Source organism: Streptomyces sp. NPDC045998 (genome assembly GCF_056430285.1).
Window position 1 is genome coordinate 287269 of the sequence record NZ_JBWKLJ010000010.1, and the last position, 14970, is coordinate 302238.

General features: G+C 72.0%; 17 protein-coding genes. 7 read left to right on the forward strand and 10 right to left on the reverse strand.

The window, feature by feature from the left end:
- Positions 1-2 precede the first annotated feature (2 nt).
- The 3 genes from AC07FJ_RS28080 to AC07FJ_RS28090 form a co-directional block, all read right to left on the reverse strand.
- Positions 3-614 carry a hypothetical protein gene (locus AC07FJ_RS28080; RefSeq protein ID WP_479052065.1) on the reverse strand — a complete coding sequence of 204 codons (612 nt, stop codon included), beginning with the start codon at positions 612-614 and terminating at the stop codon, positions 3-5.
- 80 nt (positions 615-694) lie between these two features.
- On the reverse strand, positions 695-1816 hold the full coding sequence (locus tag AC07FJ_RS28085) for a hypothetical protein (RefSeq protein ID WP_479052066.1): 1122 nt from the start codon (positions 1814-1816) through the stop codon (positions 695-697).
- A 70-nt stretch (positions 1817-1886) separates the two neighbouring features.
- Positions 1887-2894: a TetR/AcrR family transcriptional regulator C-terminal domain-containing protein gene (locus tag AC07FJ_RS28090; RefSeq protein WP_479052067.1), complete on the reverse strand. Its 1008-nt coding sequence runs from the start codon at positions 2892-2894 to the stop codon at positions 1887-1889.
- A 179-nt stretch (positions 2895-3073) separates the two neighbouring features.
- Here AC07FJ_RS28090 and AC07FJ_RS28095 point away from each other — a divergent pair, with 179 nt between their 5' ends.
- A complete protein-coding gene (locus tag AC07FJ_RS28095) occupies positions 3074-4225 on the forward strand; it encodes an FAD-dependent monooxygenase (RefSeq protein ID WP_479052068.1) in 1152 nt (383 codons plus the stop codon).
- Here the strand turns inward: AC07FJ_RS28095 and AC07FJ_RS28100 are convergent.
- Positions 4194-4736 (reverse strand): phospholipase, encoded by a 543-nt coding sequence (locus AC07FJ_RS28100; RefSeq protein WP_479052069.1) that lies wholly within the window; start codon positions 4734-4736, stop codon positions 4194-4196. The genes AC07FJ_RS28095 and AC07FJ_RS28100 overlap by 32 nt on opposite strands.
- Before the next feature lie 269 nt (positions 4737-5005).
- Between AC07FJ_RS28100 and AC07FJ_RS28105 the strand changes: the two genes are divergently transcribed.
- Entirely contained in the window at positions 5006-5596 is a 591-nt protein-coding gene (locus AC07FJ_RS28105) for a 2'-5' RNA ligase family protein (RefSeq protein WP_479052070.1), read from the forward strand.
- Positions 5597-5615: 19 nt separating this feature from the next.
- Here AC07FJ_RS28105 and AC07FJ_RS28110 read toward each other — a convergent pair whose 3' ends face one another.
- From AC07FJ_RS28110 to AC07FJ_RS28120, 3 genes are all read right to left on the reverse strand, one after another.
- Positions 5616-6851 (reverse strand): outer membrane protein assembly factor BamB family protein, encoded by a 1236-nt coding sequence (locus AC07FJ_RS28110; protein WP_479052071.1) that lies wholly within the window; start codon positions 6849-6851, stop codon positions 5616-5618.
- A 76-nt stretch (positions 6852-6927) separates the two neighbouring features.
- Positions 6928-7137: a DUF397 domain-containing protein gene (locus tag AC07FJ_RS28115; RefSeq protein ID WP_479052072.1), complete on the reverse strand. Its 210-nt coding sequence runs from the start codon at positions 7135-7137 to the stop codon at positions 6928-6930.
- A complete protein-coding gene (locus AC07FJ_RS28120) occupies positions 7134-8003 on the reverse strand; it encodes a helix-turn-helix domain-containing protein (RefSeq protein WP_479052073.1) in 870 nt (289 codons plus the stop codon). The genes AC07FJ_RS28115 and AC07FJ_RS28120 overlap by 4 nt, the downstream gene beginning before the upstream one ends.
- Positions 8004-8144: 141 nt before the next feature.
- Here AC07FJ_RS28120 and AC07FJ_RS28125 point away from each other — a divergent pair, with 141 nt between their 5' ends.
- The 5 genes from AC07FJ_RS28125 (at position 8145) to AC07FJ_RS28145 (ending at position 11344) form a co-directional block, all read left to right on the forward strand.
- Complete coding sequence (locus AC07FJ_RS28125) at positions 8145-8678, forward strand: ATP-binding protein (RefSeq protein WP_479052074.1); 534 nt, start codon at positions 8145-8147, stop codon at positions 8676-8678.
- Positions 8679-8818: 140 nt separating this feature from the next.
- The gene (locus AC07FJ_RS28130) at positions 8819-9664 is read left to right on the forward strand and encodes a helix-turn-helix domain-containing protein (RefSeq protein WP_479052075.1); all 846 of its coding nucleotides are present in this window, start codon (positions 8819-8821) and stop codon (positions 9662-9664) included.
- Positions 9665-9672: 8 nt separating this feature from the next.
- Positions 9673-10605 (forward strand): hypothetical protein, encoded by a 933-nt coding sequence (locus AC07FJ_RS28135; protein WP_479052076.1) that lies wholly within the window; start codon positions 9673-9675, stop codon positions 10603-10605.
- Positions 10598-10948, forward strand: coding sequence for a hypothetical protein (locus AC07FJ_RS28140; protein WP_479052077.1), 351 nt, complete (start codon positions 10598-10600; stop codon positions 10946-10948). The genes AC07FJ_RS28135 and AC07FJ_RS28140 overlap by 8 nt, the downstream gene beginning before the upstream one ends.
- Positions 10949-11023: 75 nt before the next feature.
- Entirely contained in the window at positions 11024-11344 is a 321-nt protein-coding gene (locus tag AC07FJ_RS28145) for a hypothetical protein (RefSeq protein WP_479052078.1), read from the forward strand.
- Between the two features lie 82 nt (positions 11345-11426).
- Here AC07FJ_RS28145 and AC07FJ_RS28150 read toward each other — a convergent pair whose 3' ends face one another.
- The 3 genes from AC07FJ_RS28150 to AC07FJ_RS28160 form a co-directional block, all read right to left on the reverse strand.
- Positions 11427-12974 (reverse strand): sensor histidine kinase, encoded by a 1548-nt coding sequence (locus AC07FJ_RS28150; RefSeq protein WP_479052079.1) that lies wholly within the window; start codon positions 12972-12974, stop codon positions 11427-11429.
- A gap of 160 nt (positions 12975-13134) precedes the next feature.
- Entirely contained in the window at positions 13135-13857 is a 723-nt protein-coding gene (locus tag AC07FJ_RS28155; protein WP_479052080.1) for an ABC transporter permease, read from the reverse strand.
- Positions 13858-13913: 56 nt separating this feature from the next.
- Entirely contained in the window at positions 13914-14864 is a 951-nt protein-coding gene (locus AC07FJ_RS28160; RefSeq protein ID WP_479052081.1) for an ABC transporter ATP-binding protein, read from the reverse strand.
- Positions 14865-14970 lie beyond the last annotated feature (106 nt).

Here is a 14970-nt window from a genome sequence, read left to right on the forward strand (position 1 = left end):
CGTCAGGCGGCGGGGGCCCAGGAGGCCTTCGCCGCCTCGGTGTCCAGGGAACCGGGCGGGACCTGGCCGCAGGGGGCGTAGACGCTGACGACCAGGGTCGTCGTCCGGTTGTTCCACCGCACGTCGACATGGTCCTCGCCGCCCGGCTGCTGGTAGCGGTAGCCGAGCTCGACCAGGTCCTCGACCGTGCGGTTCCCGTCATAGGTGAGCTTCCAGCCCGCCCCCTCCAGCCGCTTCCGCAGCCGCTGCTTTGCCCGACGGGCCGTGTCCTCCGGGACGCCGGGCACTTCCCACCGGAGCCCGAAGTCGACGACGTCCATGCGCGCCTCGTCGATGTGCCCGAACCCCCGCAGCCCGCGGTAGTAGCAGGCGCCGGTGCTCATGCCGCCCGCCTGGACCGCGCCGGCCGTGGCCGGAGGCAGGCCGAAGCCGTCGTACGTCCACTGGGACCGCTCCTGCAGCTTCCGCGCCACGGCCGCCGGATCGGCCGCCGGGTACGGGCGCCCGTTCCAGAGCTCCGACACCTTCTTCGCCCCGGCGTCCACGCCGACGGCCAGGAGGGCCAGGGCCCCCACGGCCGCCAGAACCCCCAGGCCCACGCGCTTCTTCTTCATGCCCCCGACGCTACGAACCGCGGTGCGGGCGCGCGTGAGTAGGCGTACTCATGAACGCACGCAACGCACGCGCCACGTGCTCACGTCCGCGTCACGGTCCCGCACTCCTCCGACCGGTCGGCGAGCGGCTTGCTGCGGTCGTAGGGGTCGACCGACGGGCCGGGCGCCTCGGTGGGTGTGGGTGGGAGTTCGGAGGCGAACTGCGGGTGGAGGAAGCCGTCGCCGTCGCGGGCGCAGTCGTCGTTGCCGGCGGACTGCAGCCAGCGCAGGACGTACAGCTTCCCGGGCGTCGTACGGATCTTGGCGGGGTCATAGAGGGCGAACGTCATCTCGCGGCGTACGACCGTCCGCGCGACCTCCGTGGCGCCCGGCCTCGCGCGCACCACCGGGTAGACGAAGGTGTAGTCGGCGTGCACCAGCACCTCGCCGTCGCGGTCGCCCTTCTCGTACGTCATGCGTCCGCGCGTCTTGACGACCGCGCCCGCCGGCCGCACCTCGGACGGGTCGAAGCGGCTGAAGGCCCACAGCGGGTTCTGCTCGGCGCTGGGCGCGGTGAGCGCCTTCTCGATCAACCGGCGTCCATCGGCCTGGAGCGGGTCCAGCAGCTCCAGCGCCGCCGTCGGCCGCTCGCCCCGGAGCGTGGCGGGGTCGAGGTTGGCGGCGACGATCAGCTGCTTGGTGCTGGTCAGGGCGTGGGCGACCTGCTCCTTGGTCATGCCGCCGACGGCCTTGGCCTCCGGTACGTGGATCCCGGCGGCGCCGTCCTCCCAGGCGGCGGCGGGCGAGCCCCGGAACGGCTCCTTGAGCGTCGGCTCGTCCGGGAAGAGTTCCTCCGGCGGCGCCCCGGTGGGCCGTGCCGTCTCGGCGGCCAGCGGCGCCGCCTGGCCTTCGGTGCCCCAGCCGCCCGGCAGACGGTCGGTGACCAGCTCCGGCCGTACGGCGACGACGGCGAGGCCCAGCGCCAGCAGTACGCCGACCGTCGCCGCCCAGCTCCGCTTTCGCGTGCGGCCGCCGTTCATCTCCCGCCACGCGGGGCCGGTCCGCCACCCCTCGGGCTCCGCCGCGCGCGGTTTCCGCGCGGCCCGGGCGGCGGCGGACGGCTCCTTCGGCGCGCCGTGCCCACCGTCCTCCTGAGCCTTGCGGACGAACTCCGCCCACTCCTCGTCCGACACCGATGACGACTCGTCGCCGCGCTTGCCCATCGCCCCACCCCACGTCGTGCACCTGACGCGGACATTTCACCACGGGCCACGCTCTACGCCGTGGGCGGCCTCACCCCTCCACCAGCCCGGTGATGCCGTCGAGCAGCGCGCGCAGTCCGAAGGAGAAGAGCGCGTCCAGGTCGAGGTCGTACCCCCCGTTCCGAAAGCCGGTGAGGGTGCGGGAGAAAGCGGGGAAGCGACCCGAGGCGACGATCTCGCGGAAGGCCGCGCCCTGCCCCTCCATCCACTCCTCGTCCGTCATGCCGGTCGCCGCCCGCGCCTGCACCTCGCGCTCCAGGTTGACGGCCAGGCCCTGGACGTGGCTGTAGACCAGCAGGTGGATGTCGAACATGGTCTCGGCGTCGAGGCCGTGCCCTTCGAGGGCGCCGAGCAGCCAGTCGCCGTGCGCCATCAGATTCGGCAGGAGGAGGGGCCTGCCGATCGGGCCGATGTGGGCGACCCACGGGTGGCTGCGGCACACCTGCCACAGGGTGTGCGCGACCAGTTCCAGGCGGGCGCGCCAGCCCTCGGGCGGTACGGCGGGGTAGGCCGGCGCCTCGCCGTAGACGGTGTCGGCCATCAGCGCGACGAGGTCGTCCTTGCTGCCGACGTGGCGGTACGGGGACATCGCCGCCACGCCGAGACGGGCGGCGATGGAGCGCATGGAGAGGGCGGCGAGCCCCTCGGCGTCGGCGATCTCGATGGCGGTACGCACGATGCGCTCCCGCGTGAGCTCGCGCTCGGGCGCAGGAACGGGCACGGAAGCGAGCACGGGCAGGGAGGCGGACGCGGGCAGGGAGGCGGACGCGGGCACGGACGGCTTAGGCCGTACCGAGACGTCCGCCGCGCCCCGCACGGCCGCGACGACCGTGCCGACCCGGGGCCGGGCCTCCACGTGCCCCTCCAGCCGCAGGGTGGTGAGCGCCTTCGTGGCGGTGGCGAGGGCGACGCCCCACTCCTGGGCGATACGGCGGGTCGACGGCACCCGATCGCCGGGGGCGAGCTCCCCACTGGCGATCCGGCGGCGGATGTCGGCCGCGATACGGAGGTAGGGGGGCGGCTCGGTCGCTTCAGCCATGCGCGGATTCCCTTCGACTTTTTTCCACTGCCCGGGTGCCTGTACTAGGGCAGACGCTACCAGCGACGACACCCCCTAGAGGCCTCACTGACCTAGTACAGGTGGAAGAAAACCCCAGTTGGCAGGCGCTCGCGTACGCCGTACATTCAGCGGCGTACACCGTATGGAGGGGGAAGCACATGAGGACCGTACTCATCTCGGGTGGCGGCATCGCAGGCGCCGCACTCGCCCTGCTGCTGCGCCGCCGCGGCTTCGCGCCGGTGGTCGTCGAGCGGGCGCCGGACGTGCGCGCGGGCGGCCAGGCCGTCGACATCCGGGGCGTCGCGCTGGAGGTCATGGACCGGATGGGCCTGCTGGCGGAGGCGCGCGGCATGCGCACCCGGATACGCGGCATGTCGATGCTCGACGCCGACGGCACGGAGGTCGAGCGCACGACGGAGTACGCCCTCAGCAGTGGGCGGCTCGACAGCGACGACATCGAGATCCTCCGCGAGGACCTCGTACGACTGCTCCACGCGCAGACGCACGCGCAGACGGCGCACGAGGACGTGGAGGAAGACGTGGAGTACGTCTTCGGCGACAGCATCGTGTCGCTGGAGGAGCACGAGGCCGGCGTGCGGGTCGGCTTCGCGCACGGCCCGGCGCGGGACGTCGACCTCGTCGTCGGCGCCGACGGCCGCCACTCGGCGGTGCGGCGCCTCGCCTTCGGCCCCGCCGAGGACTACACCCACTACCTCGGCAGCTACCTCTCGGTCTTCAGCGCCGACAACTTCCTGGGCCTGGACGACTGGCAGGTCTGGCTGCGCGACGGCGACGCGGGCTTCGGCATCATGCCGGTGCGCGACGGCAAGGAGGTGCGGGTCGCCTTCGGCTTCCAGTCCTCCTCGCCGCTGGAGGGCGACCACCGGGACACGGAGTGGCTGCGGCGGCTCGTGGTCGAGCGCGTCTCCGCCCTGCGCTGGGAGTCCGACCGGCTGGCGAAGGCCGCGCGGGAGGCGCCCGACTTCTACTGCGACGCCCTGGCCCAGATCCGGATGGACCGCTGGTCGCACGGCCGCACGGTCCTCCTCGGCGACGCCGGTTACTGCGCCTCGCCCTTCTCCGGACAGGGCACGAGCCTCGCGCTGGTCGGCGCGTACGTCCTGGCCGATGCCCTGGCCGAGGGCGCCGACCACCGTGCCGCCTTCGCCCGCTACGAGTCGGCCATGCGGCCCTTCGTCGAGTTGAACCAGGCCCTCGCGACCGAGAACCCGTGCGCCCCGGCCTCGGAGGAGTCGATGGCCCGGGCCAAGAACGCGATCACGCTGCCGGAAGCTGCTGCTGTCCGCTGACGACGCCGGACTGAGTGGGCGCGGCAGGCGCGGGCGTCGTGGCCGGCGTACCGAACGTCGACACGCCCTGGTAGTACGTCCACGCCAGCGTGTGGCACGAGACGCGCACGGCGCCGCTGGCGTACCGCGCGCACACACGCTTCATGTCCTCGTGGAACGCCGTGTCCAGCCGCGCCTTGTTCGCCTCGAACTGCCCCGCCGCCTTGTAGTTGCGGTACCCGAAGTCGTGCCGCGCGCAGGAGTGCTGGAAGGGGAAGCCGAGGGGGTTGTCGGGCGCGCCGGAGCAGTAGTCCGTGGACCAGTCGAAGGCGTACGCGCTCCACGCGGCCTGGTTCTGGCGCGCCGCCCACCAGGCGTCATAGCTGGTGGCGCTGGGCTGGGTCCAGGCGTTGAGCAGCTTCGGCTTGTCGGCGGGCACGGTGGACACGGACGCCGGTGCGGCGAGCACGTAGGCCGGGGAGGCCAGAGCGAGCAGGGTGGACGCGAGCGGCAGGGCGAGACGGCGGCGCATACGGGGTCTCCGGAGGGCGCGAGCGATCATGGGCGCCCATAGCCTCCGCTCGCGCGGGGCCGTGCCCCGTCATCGACGCGCGCGCCGAAGGGTGAACCTGGGCGTTCAGGCCTGCGGAGGTGTCCCGTGCGGTGTCAGCTCGATGTCGAAGTGCAGCGCCTGCGGGGTAGGGGGAAAGGGCCCACAGGGCCAGCCGGACGAGCCGGACGAGCCGGTAGGGAGCGAGGACCATCGCCCGGCTTCCTTCATGATCATTGGGTGGTACGTCCATGAGTATGCGAGGTGCGAGCGACGCCGGGCGCGTGCTGGCCGTCCCGCCGACCGCCCGGACGGCGGTGGCCTGGCTCCCGCCGCCCGAGCTGTGGCCGCCGATCCAGCACATCCGCCGCGAGCACGACCGCCAGTTCCACCGCTGGCCGCCGCACGTCAACGTCCTCTTCGGCTTCGTACCGGAGACCGACTTCGAGCGGGCGGGCCCGCTGCTGGCGGCGGCCGCCGCCGAGGTGGCGCCCTTCCCGGTCCGGCTGGAGGGCGTGCGCTGGTTCCGCCACCGCCACGACGCCACGGTCTGGCTGGACCCTGCGGCGGGAGGCGCCGGGCCGTGGACGCGGCTGTACGACGCACTGGAGCTCCGCTTCCCGCTCTGCACGGGCCGCCACGAGCGCTTCACCCCGCACCTCTCCCTCGGCCGCAGCCGCACCCCGCGCGAGCTGGCGGCCCACTGCGCTGCCCTCCTCGGCACCCTGACGACCCGGGTCACCGAGCTGACGCTCCTCTCCCGCCGCGCCGACGGCCCGATGCGGTCCCGGGCGACGGTGGCGCTGGGCACCGGGGAGTTGCGGTGGTCAGCGGGCGCGTAGCGGGTGGGTAGCGGGTGCGTCACCAGCGCTCGTACGCCGTGAAGGGCCGCACGCCCTCGCCCCAGCGGACGACGATGAAGAGGTCCTTGTACGTGAGCAGGTCCTGGCTCGCGACCGGCTCCTCGCGGAACTTGCGGTCCTCCTCTTCCTCCCCCGTGGCGGCGTCGTAGACCAGCAGCCGGTCCCCGTACTTGTGCGAATCGACCAGGAACAACACCCGGTCGCCCTCCGCGCGCAGCGCCCCGGGGTCGGACCCGCCGCCCCCGCCGTCCTCCCGCCACAGCTCGTCCCCGCTCGCGAGGTCGAAGGCGACGATCTGCTCCAACTCGCTCCGGCTGCCCTTGTACGTGGCTACCGCGAAGAGCCGCCCGTTGGCGATCGCCACGTCGGAGATCCTGCCGTACTCGCCGCTGCCCTCGATGTGCGCCTGCGGCCGGCCATCCGGTCCGAAGGCGAGCGCGGTGAGGGTGGTGGGGCTGAAGACACTGGTGCCGTCACTCACGCCCAGCACGATCGGTTCGACGGACTCGAAGGTCACCTCCGCCTTCGCGCTCACGCCCCGCCGGTCGTCGAGGGGCACGGTCCACCGCTCCTTGCCGTCGGCCGGGTCGAACGCGGCGAGCTTCAGTTCGTCGCCGCAGGTGAGGACGGCGAGGACCTGCTTCGTGGCGGCGGCGGTCGTGTACGGGGTGCACCCCTTCGGCAGGGCCGCCTGCCAGCGCGGAGTACCGGTCCGCAGGTCGAAGACCCGCACGGCCACGGCGCCCTGCTGTACCACGGCGAGTCCGCCACCGGTGGCGACGTCGCGGACTGCGGCGGCCTCTTCACCCTTCGCCGGTACGAGGGCCGTGCGCCACAGTTCACGGCCGTCCGTGAGGTCGAGCGCGGCGACGGTGTCGCAGCCCTTGCCCTTCTGGCTGTACGCGATCAGCGCGACGGAGTCGTCGGCGACGGTACTGGCCGCGCAGATCTCGGTGCGCCGGGGCGGAAGGTGCTCCCAGCGCTTCTTCCCCGACCCCGCGTCGAAGCCGGTGACGGCGTCGTAGCGGCTACGGACGACGGTGTCACCGACGAGCCAGGCGCCGTTGCCGTGCTCGGCCGCCTTGCGGTCGACCGGGGTCTCCCAGACCTGCTTGATCGAAACGAACGGCACGTAGCCGGTGCTGCTCAGCAAGACGTACGCGATACCGCCGGTGAAGCCGAGCACGACAATGCCGGCGACCAGATACGCGAGCGGCCTCTGCCACCAGCTCACGGGTGACGACGTGCCAGTTACCATGCGGATCCCCACCCTTGTGACGTCGAACGCCCTGAGGGTAGGGGATCCGTGATCAGCGCGCTGACGCGTCCGCGATGAAGCCGGCCCAGGCGCCGGGCGCGATGGCGAGGCGGGGCCCGTCGGGGTTCTTGGAGTCGCGGACGTGGATGGCTCCGGGGGTGGCGGCGACCTCGACGCAGTCATTCGGGTTGCTGCTGTCGCTGTAGCTGCTCTTGAACCAGACGAGCCCGTCGGACTCCCCGGCAGAGGACTTGCGGATCATGTCTCTCCCAGCACTCGCTCAATGAAGGCCAGCGACTCCCGTGGGGTGAGAGCCTGCGCCCGGATAATCCCATAGCGCAGCTCAAGCACCCTGAGCTGCCTCGGATTGGAGACAGGACGCCCTCCGTACTCATCGTCAGTACGGCCCACCGCAGAGCCGTCCCCGAACTTGAGTACCTGGATCTTTCCACTCGTCCCGGGGTGCTCCCAGCGGTCCGTCGGCATGACCTGAATCTCGACGTTCCGCATGTGCCCTACCTCCAAGAGGCGTTCGAGCTGTCGGCTCTGCACCATTCTGCCGCCGACAGGTCGGCGGAGCGTCGCCTCTTCCTGGACAAAGCTCATCTCGGGTGCAGGCACCCGGTCAAAGATGGATTGCCGCGCCATGCGCGCCGCAACAGCCCGCTCCAACTCGCCTTCCGACAGAGCAGGCCGACGCGTGCCGAGCAGCGCGCGAGCGTATTCCTCCGTCTGCAAGACTCCATGCAGGTTGTGGTTGCCATACGACAGCAACTCGACAGCACGGGCCTCCATCCGCGCCAGGTCTCGTACCTTCTTCGGGTAGCGGACCTCGGCGATATCGCCTTTCATCGCGGCGATCCGCCCGCCCGCCTGGAGCACCTCGTCCGCCTTGTCGAGGTACTCCGGCCTCGGGATCCGCTTGCCCGCCTCCACCTTGTAGACGAGGTCCTCGCCATACCCGATGGCGAGTCCGAACTCGGCGGCCTTCATACCCGCGGACTCCCGCCACAGCCGCAGCTGCCGCCCCACCGTCGCGACGACAGCCGCGCCGGACTCGTCGTCCGGGTCCACCTCCCAACCCGGCTCGTCCGCCTCGCTCTTGCTGCCGTTCTCTTCCAGGCTCATGCGCGCCCACCTCCGACGTACCTCCCTGCCCGTACGCCCCGGCGGACAGGCCGGACAGCGCCGGACAAGCTCCGGACAGTCACCGTACGCATGCATAACGTGACTAGCGCGCCCGCGCTCGCCGCCGTCAGGCTTTGTGGCGTGAACCACAAAATCACCGAACTGCCCTCATCCACCTGCCACTTCAGCGTGCGCCTGTCCCCCACCCCGCGCGGCGCCCGCCTCGCCCGACTGCTCGCCACCGAGCGGCTGCACGCGTGGGACCTGCCGTACGGGGTGGCCGAAACGGCCGCGCAGCTCGTGGCCGAGCTCGCCGCGAACGCCGTCACCCACGGCAAGGTGCCGGGCCGGGACTTCGTCCTCGAACTGCGTACGACCGAGGGCGACAAGAGGCTCCGTGTCGAGGTGACGGACACGCGCGGGGACCGGCTCCCGTGCCGCAGCGAGACGGGGCACGGACTGGTGCTCGTCGAGGCGTTCGCGGACCGGTGGGGTGTGACGGAGGGGCCGGTTCCGCGCAAGACGGTGTGGGCGGAGATCGGGCTCGTACCGGCGCCCGGAAATCCGGTCTTCGGTGGCTCGGGCGGTCTTCCCAAAACCAAAGAACCGGAGAGAAAGAACCCCAACCAAACCCCACCCCTCCCTCCCGTGGGGCGGCCTCACTCACCCGAGTGAATATGCCAAGTGGAGTGGCATAACGGGCGGTTGCGTGTCTTACGCTCACGGCGACACAGAACCGCAGACATGCGACGGCCCCCGCCGGGACGGGCAATCCCGGACGAGGGCCTGGCCACCGAGGAAGTAGGACCTTCCTGATGGATACGAAGCACCTTAGCGCGCGCTCACGCGCCCAGCGCGGGAACGTCCGCACCCGTACGCACCACTCACGAAGCGGCGGCGTCGTCCACGAGAACAACCGGCACCGCACCCGGTTCACGATCATCGGCAATCACCTCGCCCAGCACGGAAAGTTGTCCCTGACGGCGATCGGGCTCTCGGTGCACATCCAGTCCCTGCCCCCAGGCGCTCGGGTGGACATCAGGACCCTGGCGGGTCGCTTCCCGGAGGGCAGGGAACGGGTCGCGGCGGCGCTGCGGGAGCTGGAGGAGCACGGCTACCTGCGGCGGGAGCGCGGGCGCACCCCGGACGGCCGGTGCTTCACCCGCACGATCTCCTGCAACAACCCAGCCGCCGCGCGGAAGGAGTCCGCACCGGAGCCGACGGCCGCGCCGCCGGAGCCGACGCCCCGGCCCCGCCGCGAGCCGAGGCCCCTCTCCGTACCGCAGCCGGGCTACGCGAACGCGGACCTGCTGCGGCAGGCCGTCGACCTGCTGGCCGGGCTGCGCCACGTGGACCCGCGCCTGCTGCTGTCGGAGCGGGACGCGGAGGCGCTGGCTCCGGGGGTCGTCGCGTGGCTGGAGCGCGAGGTGGAGCCCGAGCTCGTACGCGCCGCGCTGACCGCGTGCCTGCCGAGCGGGCCGCTGAACCGCCCGGCCGCTCTGCTCGCCCACCGCCTGACGGCCCAGCTGCCGCCACCGCCGACGTTCCGGGCGGCGCGTCGGCCGCACCCGCTCCAGTGCTGCGACCGCTGCGAACGGGCCTTCCGCGCCCCGGAACCGGGCGTGTGCCGCGACTGCCTCCCGGCGACCTCACCGACCTAAGGACCCGCATGGTCAGCTCGTCCCACGAGGCGATGCACCGCATCTTCCAGGAGTGCCCGGACCTCTTCTCCCGGGTGTCGGAGGTGCTGGGCGTCGACTTCGCCCCGCCCACCGCCGTGGACATCCTGCCCACGGACCTCACCGAGACCCGCCCCCTCGAACGCCGGGTGGACACCCTGCTGCGCTTCGACACCGAGGAGGACGGCACCTTCCTGCTCGCGGTGGAAGCCCAGGGCAAGAAGGACCTCGCCAAGTCCGCCAGCTGGATGTACTACCTCACGTACCTGCACAGCAAGTACCGGCTTCCGGTCTTCCTGCTGGTCGTGTGCCAGGACCGTTCCACGGCCGAGTGGGCGACGCGGCCCGTGCACATCGGGAACCCGAAGTGGGCATCACTGACGATGCGGCCCTTCGTGATCGGCCCGCACAACATGCCACTGATCACCAGAACGGAGGAGGCCCGCAAGGACCCGGCACTGGCGACGCTCGCCGCGATCACACACGCTGACAATCGGGACGCCGATGCCATACTGAAGGCGGTCTCCGGCGCCCTGCGCGAAACACCTGAACAGCTGGCGTACGTCCTCGCCGAATTCATCGCCCAAGGCCTGGGCGGACGCCCCATCGCACCCCTGTGGAGGAAACTGATGGCTGTCGAACTGTCGTTCTTCCAGTCCTCCGTCTCGGAGGAGCTGCGCGAGGAGGGGCGGGAGGAGGGCCGCGAGGAAGGCCGCGAAATCGGCCGCGCGGAAGGGCGCCAGGAAGGCCAGGCTGCAGGCCTCGCAAAGGCCATCCTGCGCCTCCTTGACCGCCACGGCGTGGACGTGCCGAGCGCGGCCCGCGAGCGCATCACCGGCTGCCTGGACCTGGAGCTCCTGGACCAGTGGTTCGACCGCGCTCTCACCGCCACGTCGGTCGATGAGCTCTTCGCCGATGAGTAACCCCGACGCGGAAGAAGTGTTCATCTTCGACCGCCGCATGGTGCTCATCGAAAAGATCAATCAAGGTCTCAGCGACAACCCGGAGGCCCTTGCCAAGTGGATGGAGCTGGTGGATCGGCATTTTCCCTTCTTCAGGGTGACACTCAGGGAAGCAGCTCGTTGGCAAGCCCTCCGAGAGTGCCGCATCGAAAACATCCTGTCGGTCTTGGAAAGGCGCGCCCTCGACGTCACCGACGACACCCGCGAGCGCATCGCCGACTGCTTCGACATGGATCTCCTGCTCCGCTGGTACGACCGCGCTCTCACCGCCACCTCCGCCGAGGAGATCTTCGCCGACGCGTAGCCCCGCCCTGGAGCAGCTGCCCTACGGGCAAGATCGGGATGGCCCCGAGCATCGACTCTGGAGTTGAATCGGCTGATGGACATGTCCTCCCGAGAGATCCGCATGCCGCTCAGCGAGGTCGTCGCAGTGCTGCAGGACCTGAACGAGTTCGTCGTTTCTCTTGACCGGCTCGGATCCCGTCAGGCAGCCGGAACCGCCGACGAGTACACCGTCGGCGAATTCATCGCAGACTGGGATGTCGCTCGGCGATTGGCCCGCGCCCGACGCGTCATCAGCGTTGCGCTGGATGCGCAACTGAGCGAGGAGGACAACGCCGAGATCGACGCCCTGTGCGACCAGGGCCGCTTCTACGGCACGGACAGCGCCATCAGCCCCTCCGCTGAACAGTCCAGCTGAGGCTCGACCGGGCAGGCTGGCCGCAGCGCAGCTGGCTGCTGCCGCCCTTTCCGACTCCCCGAGGGGGACCGCCTTCCCGGACCTAGGGGCCCACGGTGTCCTTGGCGACCAGCCTCCCGCCCGAGAAGCACAGGCGGTAGAGGTCGACCTCCTCCAGGACGTTGCCGTTCGAGCGGTAGAAGTCGCAGGTGGCGCCGGGCGGGGCGGGCGCGGAGCGCGCTGCTTCGGGGGCGTAGCGGAAGGGCCGGGCGGGGAGCAGGGGCTCCAGGTCCGCGCGGGGGGTGCCCAGGCGGAGGCCCTCGTAGCGGGACGGCGGCAGGACGCTGCCGGTGAGCTGGTACGCCAGATACGCGGCACTCGGCAGGAAGACCGCCGCCGCCGCGGCGGGGAAGGCGAAGACGGCAGCGAAGCGCCAGCGGGCGACGCGACGGACGCGGGCGCGGCGGCGTACCGATTCGGGTACGGCGTCGGCGTCGGCGGGCGGCGTACGGTCGGCCGGGTCGTCCGGGTCGGGTGGGGTCGCCTGGGCGGAGGCCCGGTGCGGCAGGGTCGCCGAGACCTCGAAGCCACCCGCGTACGGACCGGCGCGCAAGGTGCCGCCCAGGACCGCCACCCGCTCGCGCAGTCCGGCCAGGCCGTGGTTTCCGCCCGCAACGAGCGGCGGCGGGCCGGCCGGTGGCTCCGCGTTGACGACGCGTACGCGCGTGGTGTCGCCGGTGTGCGCGATGGTGACGCGGACGGCGCTGCCCGGCGCGTGCTTGGTGGCGTTGGTGAGGGCCTCCTGCACCACCCGGTACACGGCCCGTTCGACCAGGGGCGACCGGGGCGGCGGTCCGCCGCGCTCCCACCGCACCGGGACGCCGGAGGCGACCGCACGCCCGAGCAGCTCCTCCACCGTGTCGGCCGCGTCCGCGTGCGGGTCGGCGCGCAGCACGGTGACGGTCTCGCGGAGCCGGTCGACGGCGTCGGATATCGCGCGCCGGAGTTCGGCGACGTCGTCGCGGTCCTGCGCGGTGAGGGACGGCGACAGCTCCAGCGCCCCGGCGCGCAGCGCGACCAGGCTCAGGACGTGGCCGAGGGAGTCGTGCATGTCGGCGGCGATGGCCGCGCGTTCGGCCAGGCGGGCCCGCTCCGCGGCGAGGTGCTGCCGTTCCTCCAGGTTGCGGGCCAACTGCCAGCCGCCCTCGATCAGTTCGCGGCGCCCGCGCCGGTAGCGGCCGGCGAGCCAGGGCGGCAGGAGGGCGGCGGGCAGCATGGTCATCGCGTAGAACCACCACACCGCGGGGACCCGCAGGACGGCGCAGACGGCCAGGTCGACCGTCAGGCAGCCGGCGAGCACCAGCAGCGGCGTGCGGGCCGTGGCGCTGCGGGCGCCCAGCAGGAAGCTCATGCAGGCCAGCGTCAGCGCGTAGACGTTCGCCGGGCTCGCGGCACCGGCGAGCCCCAGCGCGCACGGGACGTTGGCCAGGAGGACGGCCGCCCCGGGGCGGCGGCGGGACAGCGGTACGGCCACAGCCAGCGCGAGCAGGGGGACGAGCAGGTCCCGGGTGGCGGAGGCGGCCCGGGTGTCGCCGAACCAGAGGGCGCCGGCGGTCGCGAACACCACCCACAGGGCGATGTCGGCGACCACCGGCCTGGCCCACGGTCTCGGCCACGGCCACGGCCACGGCCTCAGCGATACGCGAAGGCGCCGCATCGTCGGTCGGGGTTCCTCTCCTGGCAGTCCGGGGGGCAAGGTCCGTGCTGTCACCGGGCCGACGCTACGTCACCCGTACGCGAACGGGGTCGGGTCAGGCGTCCCGGCGGCGCAGCACGTACAGACCGGTGAGGTGGGCGGCGAGCGTCCACGCGAGCAGGACGGCGACCGCGGTGGCGGGGCCGTAGGGGGCGCCGGAGCCGCCGCGCATGAGGATGCCGCCCGCGCTGTGCGGCAGCCAGTCGTTGACCGCGAGCAGGGCCGGGCCGCCGAGCCCCACCAGCATGCTCGGCAGGGCCCACAGCAGGGTGAAGAGCACCGTCAGGGTGCCGGCGGCGTGGCGCGTGGCGAAGGAGACGCCCACGGTCATGACGGCGACGAGGGCGTAGTACGCGCCGACGGAGAGGACCTGCCCCACCGTCTCGGCGGCGTCGAACGAGGCGTGGCCGGAGAACGGTCCCCAGGCGACAGCCGTGCCCAGCGCGGCGCACACCGTGCCGGCGGTGAAGGTGACCAGCGCGGTGACCAGGGCCTTGGCGAGCTGGACGCGGCGGCGTACCGGTACCCAGAGCAGGGACGAGCTCATGCTGGTGGTCGCGTACTCGCCGGTGACGGTGAGCATGGCCAGGATGACCACGGCGAACTGGACGAGGACCGTGGAGGAGATCGCCGCATGGCCGACCGGCTGGACGGGATGGTCGTTGATGCGCGCGATCGAGCCGTAGTAGAAGGTGAACACGCCGGTCACGGCGAGCGCCGCCGCGAGACAGAGGTACGGGGCGCGCACCGACCACAGCTTGGTCCACTCGGCGGCCACGGCCCCGCGAAACGGCCCGGCCGGCCCCTTGACCTGAGATGCGTGGTGGGCCGTCATCACGCCTCCTCCTCGGTCCGTGCGCCCGTCGCGTACTCGACGCTGCGCGCCGTCAGGTCCATGTACGCCTGCTCCAGGGACACGTGGACGTCGGTGAGCTGGTGCAGCCGGACGCCGCAGCGGTGGGCGAGGTCACCGATCTGCCCGGCGGTCCGGCCCGTGACGACGATCTCGTCCCGGTCCGCCGTGTCGACGGTCACGGTCACCGTGGCGTCCAAGCGATCGGCCGCCAGGCGGCGTACGAGGACGGCCCGCTCCTCCGGATCCGGTACGCGCACCCGCACGGTCGCACGGGAGCCGCCCGCGAGGAAGTCCGCCATGGAGGTGTCGGCCAACAGCCGGCCCCGGCCGATGACCACGAGGTGGTCGGCCGTCAGCTGCATCTCGCTCATCAGGTGGCTGGAGAGGAACACCGTGCGGCCCTGCGCGGCCAGGCTCCGGACGAGGTCGCGCATCCAGCGCACGCCGTCGGGGTCGAGGCCGTTGACCGGCTCGTCCAAGATCAGCGTGGACGGGTCACCGAGCAGCGCCCCCGCCACGCCGAGCCGCTGGGACATGCCGAGCGAGTACGTCCCGGCGCGGCGGCGCGCCGCCTTGGCGAGGCCGACGGTCTCCAGCACCTCGTCCACGCGGCGTACCGGGATGCCGTTGCTGCGGGCCTGTGCGACGAGGTGGCTGCGGGCGGAGCGCGCCGGGTGGAGCGCCTTCGCGTCCAGCAGCGCGCCGACCTCGCGGACCGGGTGCCGCAGGGCGGCGTAGGGCCTGCCGTTGACGAGGGCCCGGCCTCGGGAGGGGTGGTCGAGGCCGAGGATCATCCTCATCGTGGTGGATTTCCCGGCCCCGTTGGGGCCGAGGAAGCCGGTCACCTTCCCTTCCTCGACGTCCAGTGTCAGGTCGTCGACGGCGACGGTCTCGCCGTAGCGCTTGCCGAGCCCTCTCAGGGTGATCACACCGATTCCTCCGTCCGCTCCGGGGTACGGCGACGACGCTAAGAGCGCTGCGTCCAGGGGCACATGGGGCGATCGTCAGGTCCTTCCTTCCCTTCGTCGGGGGTGG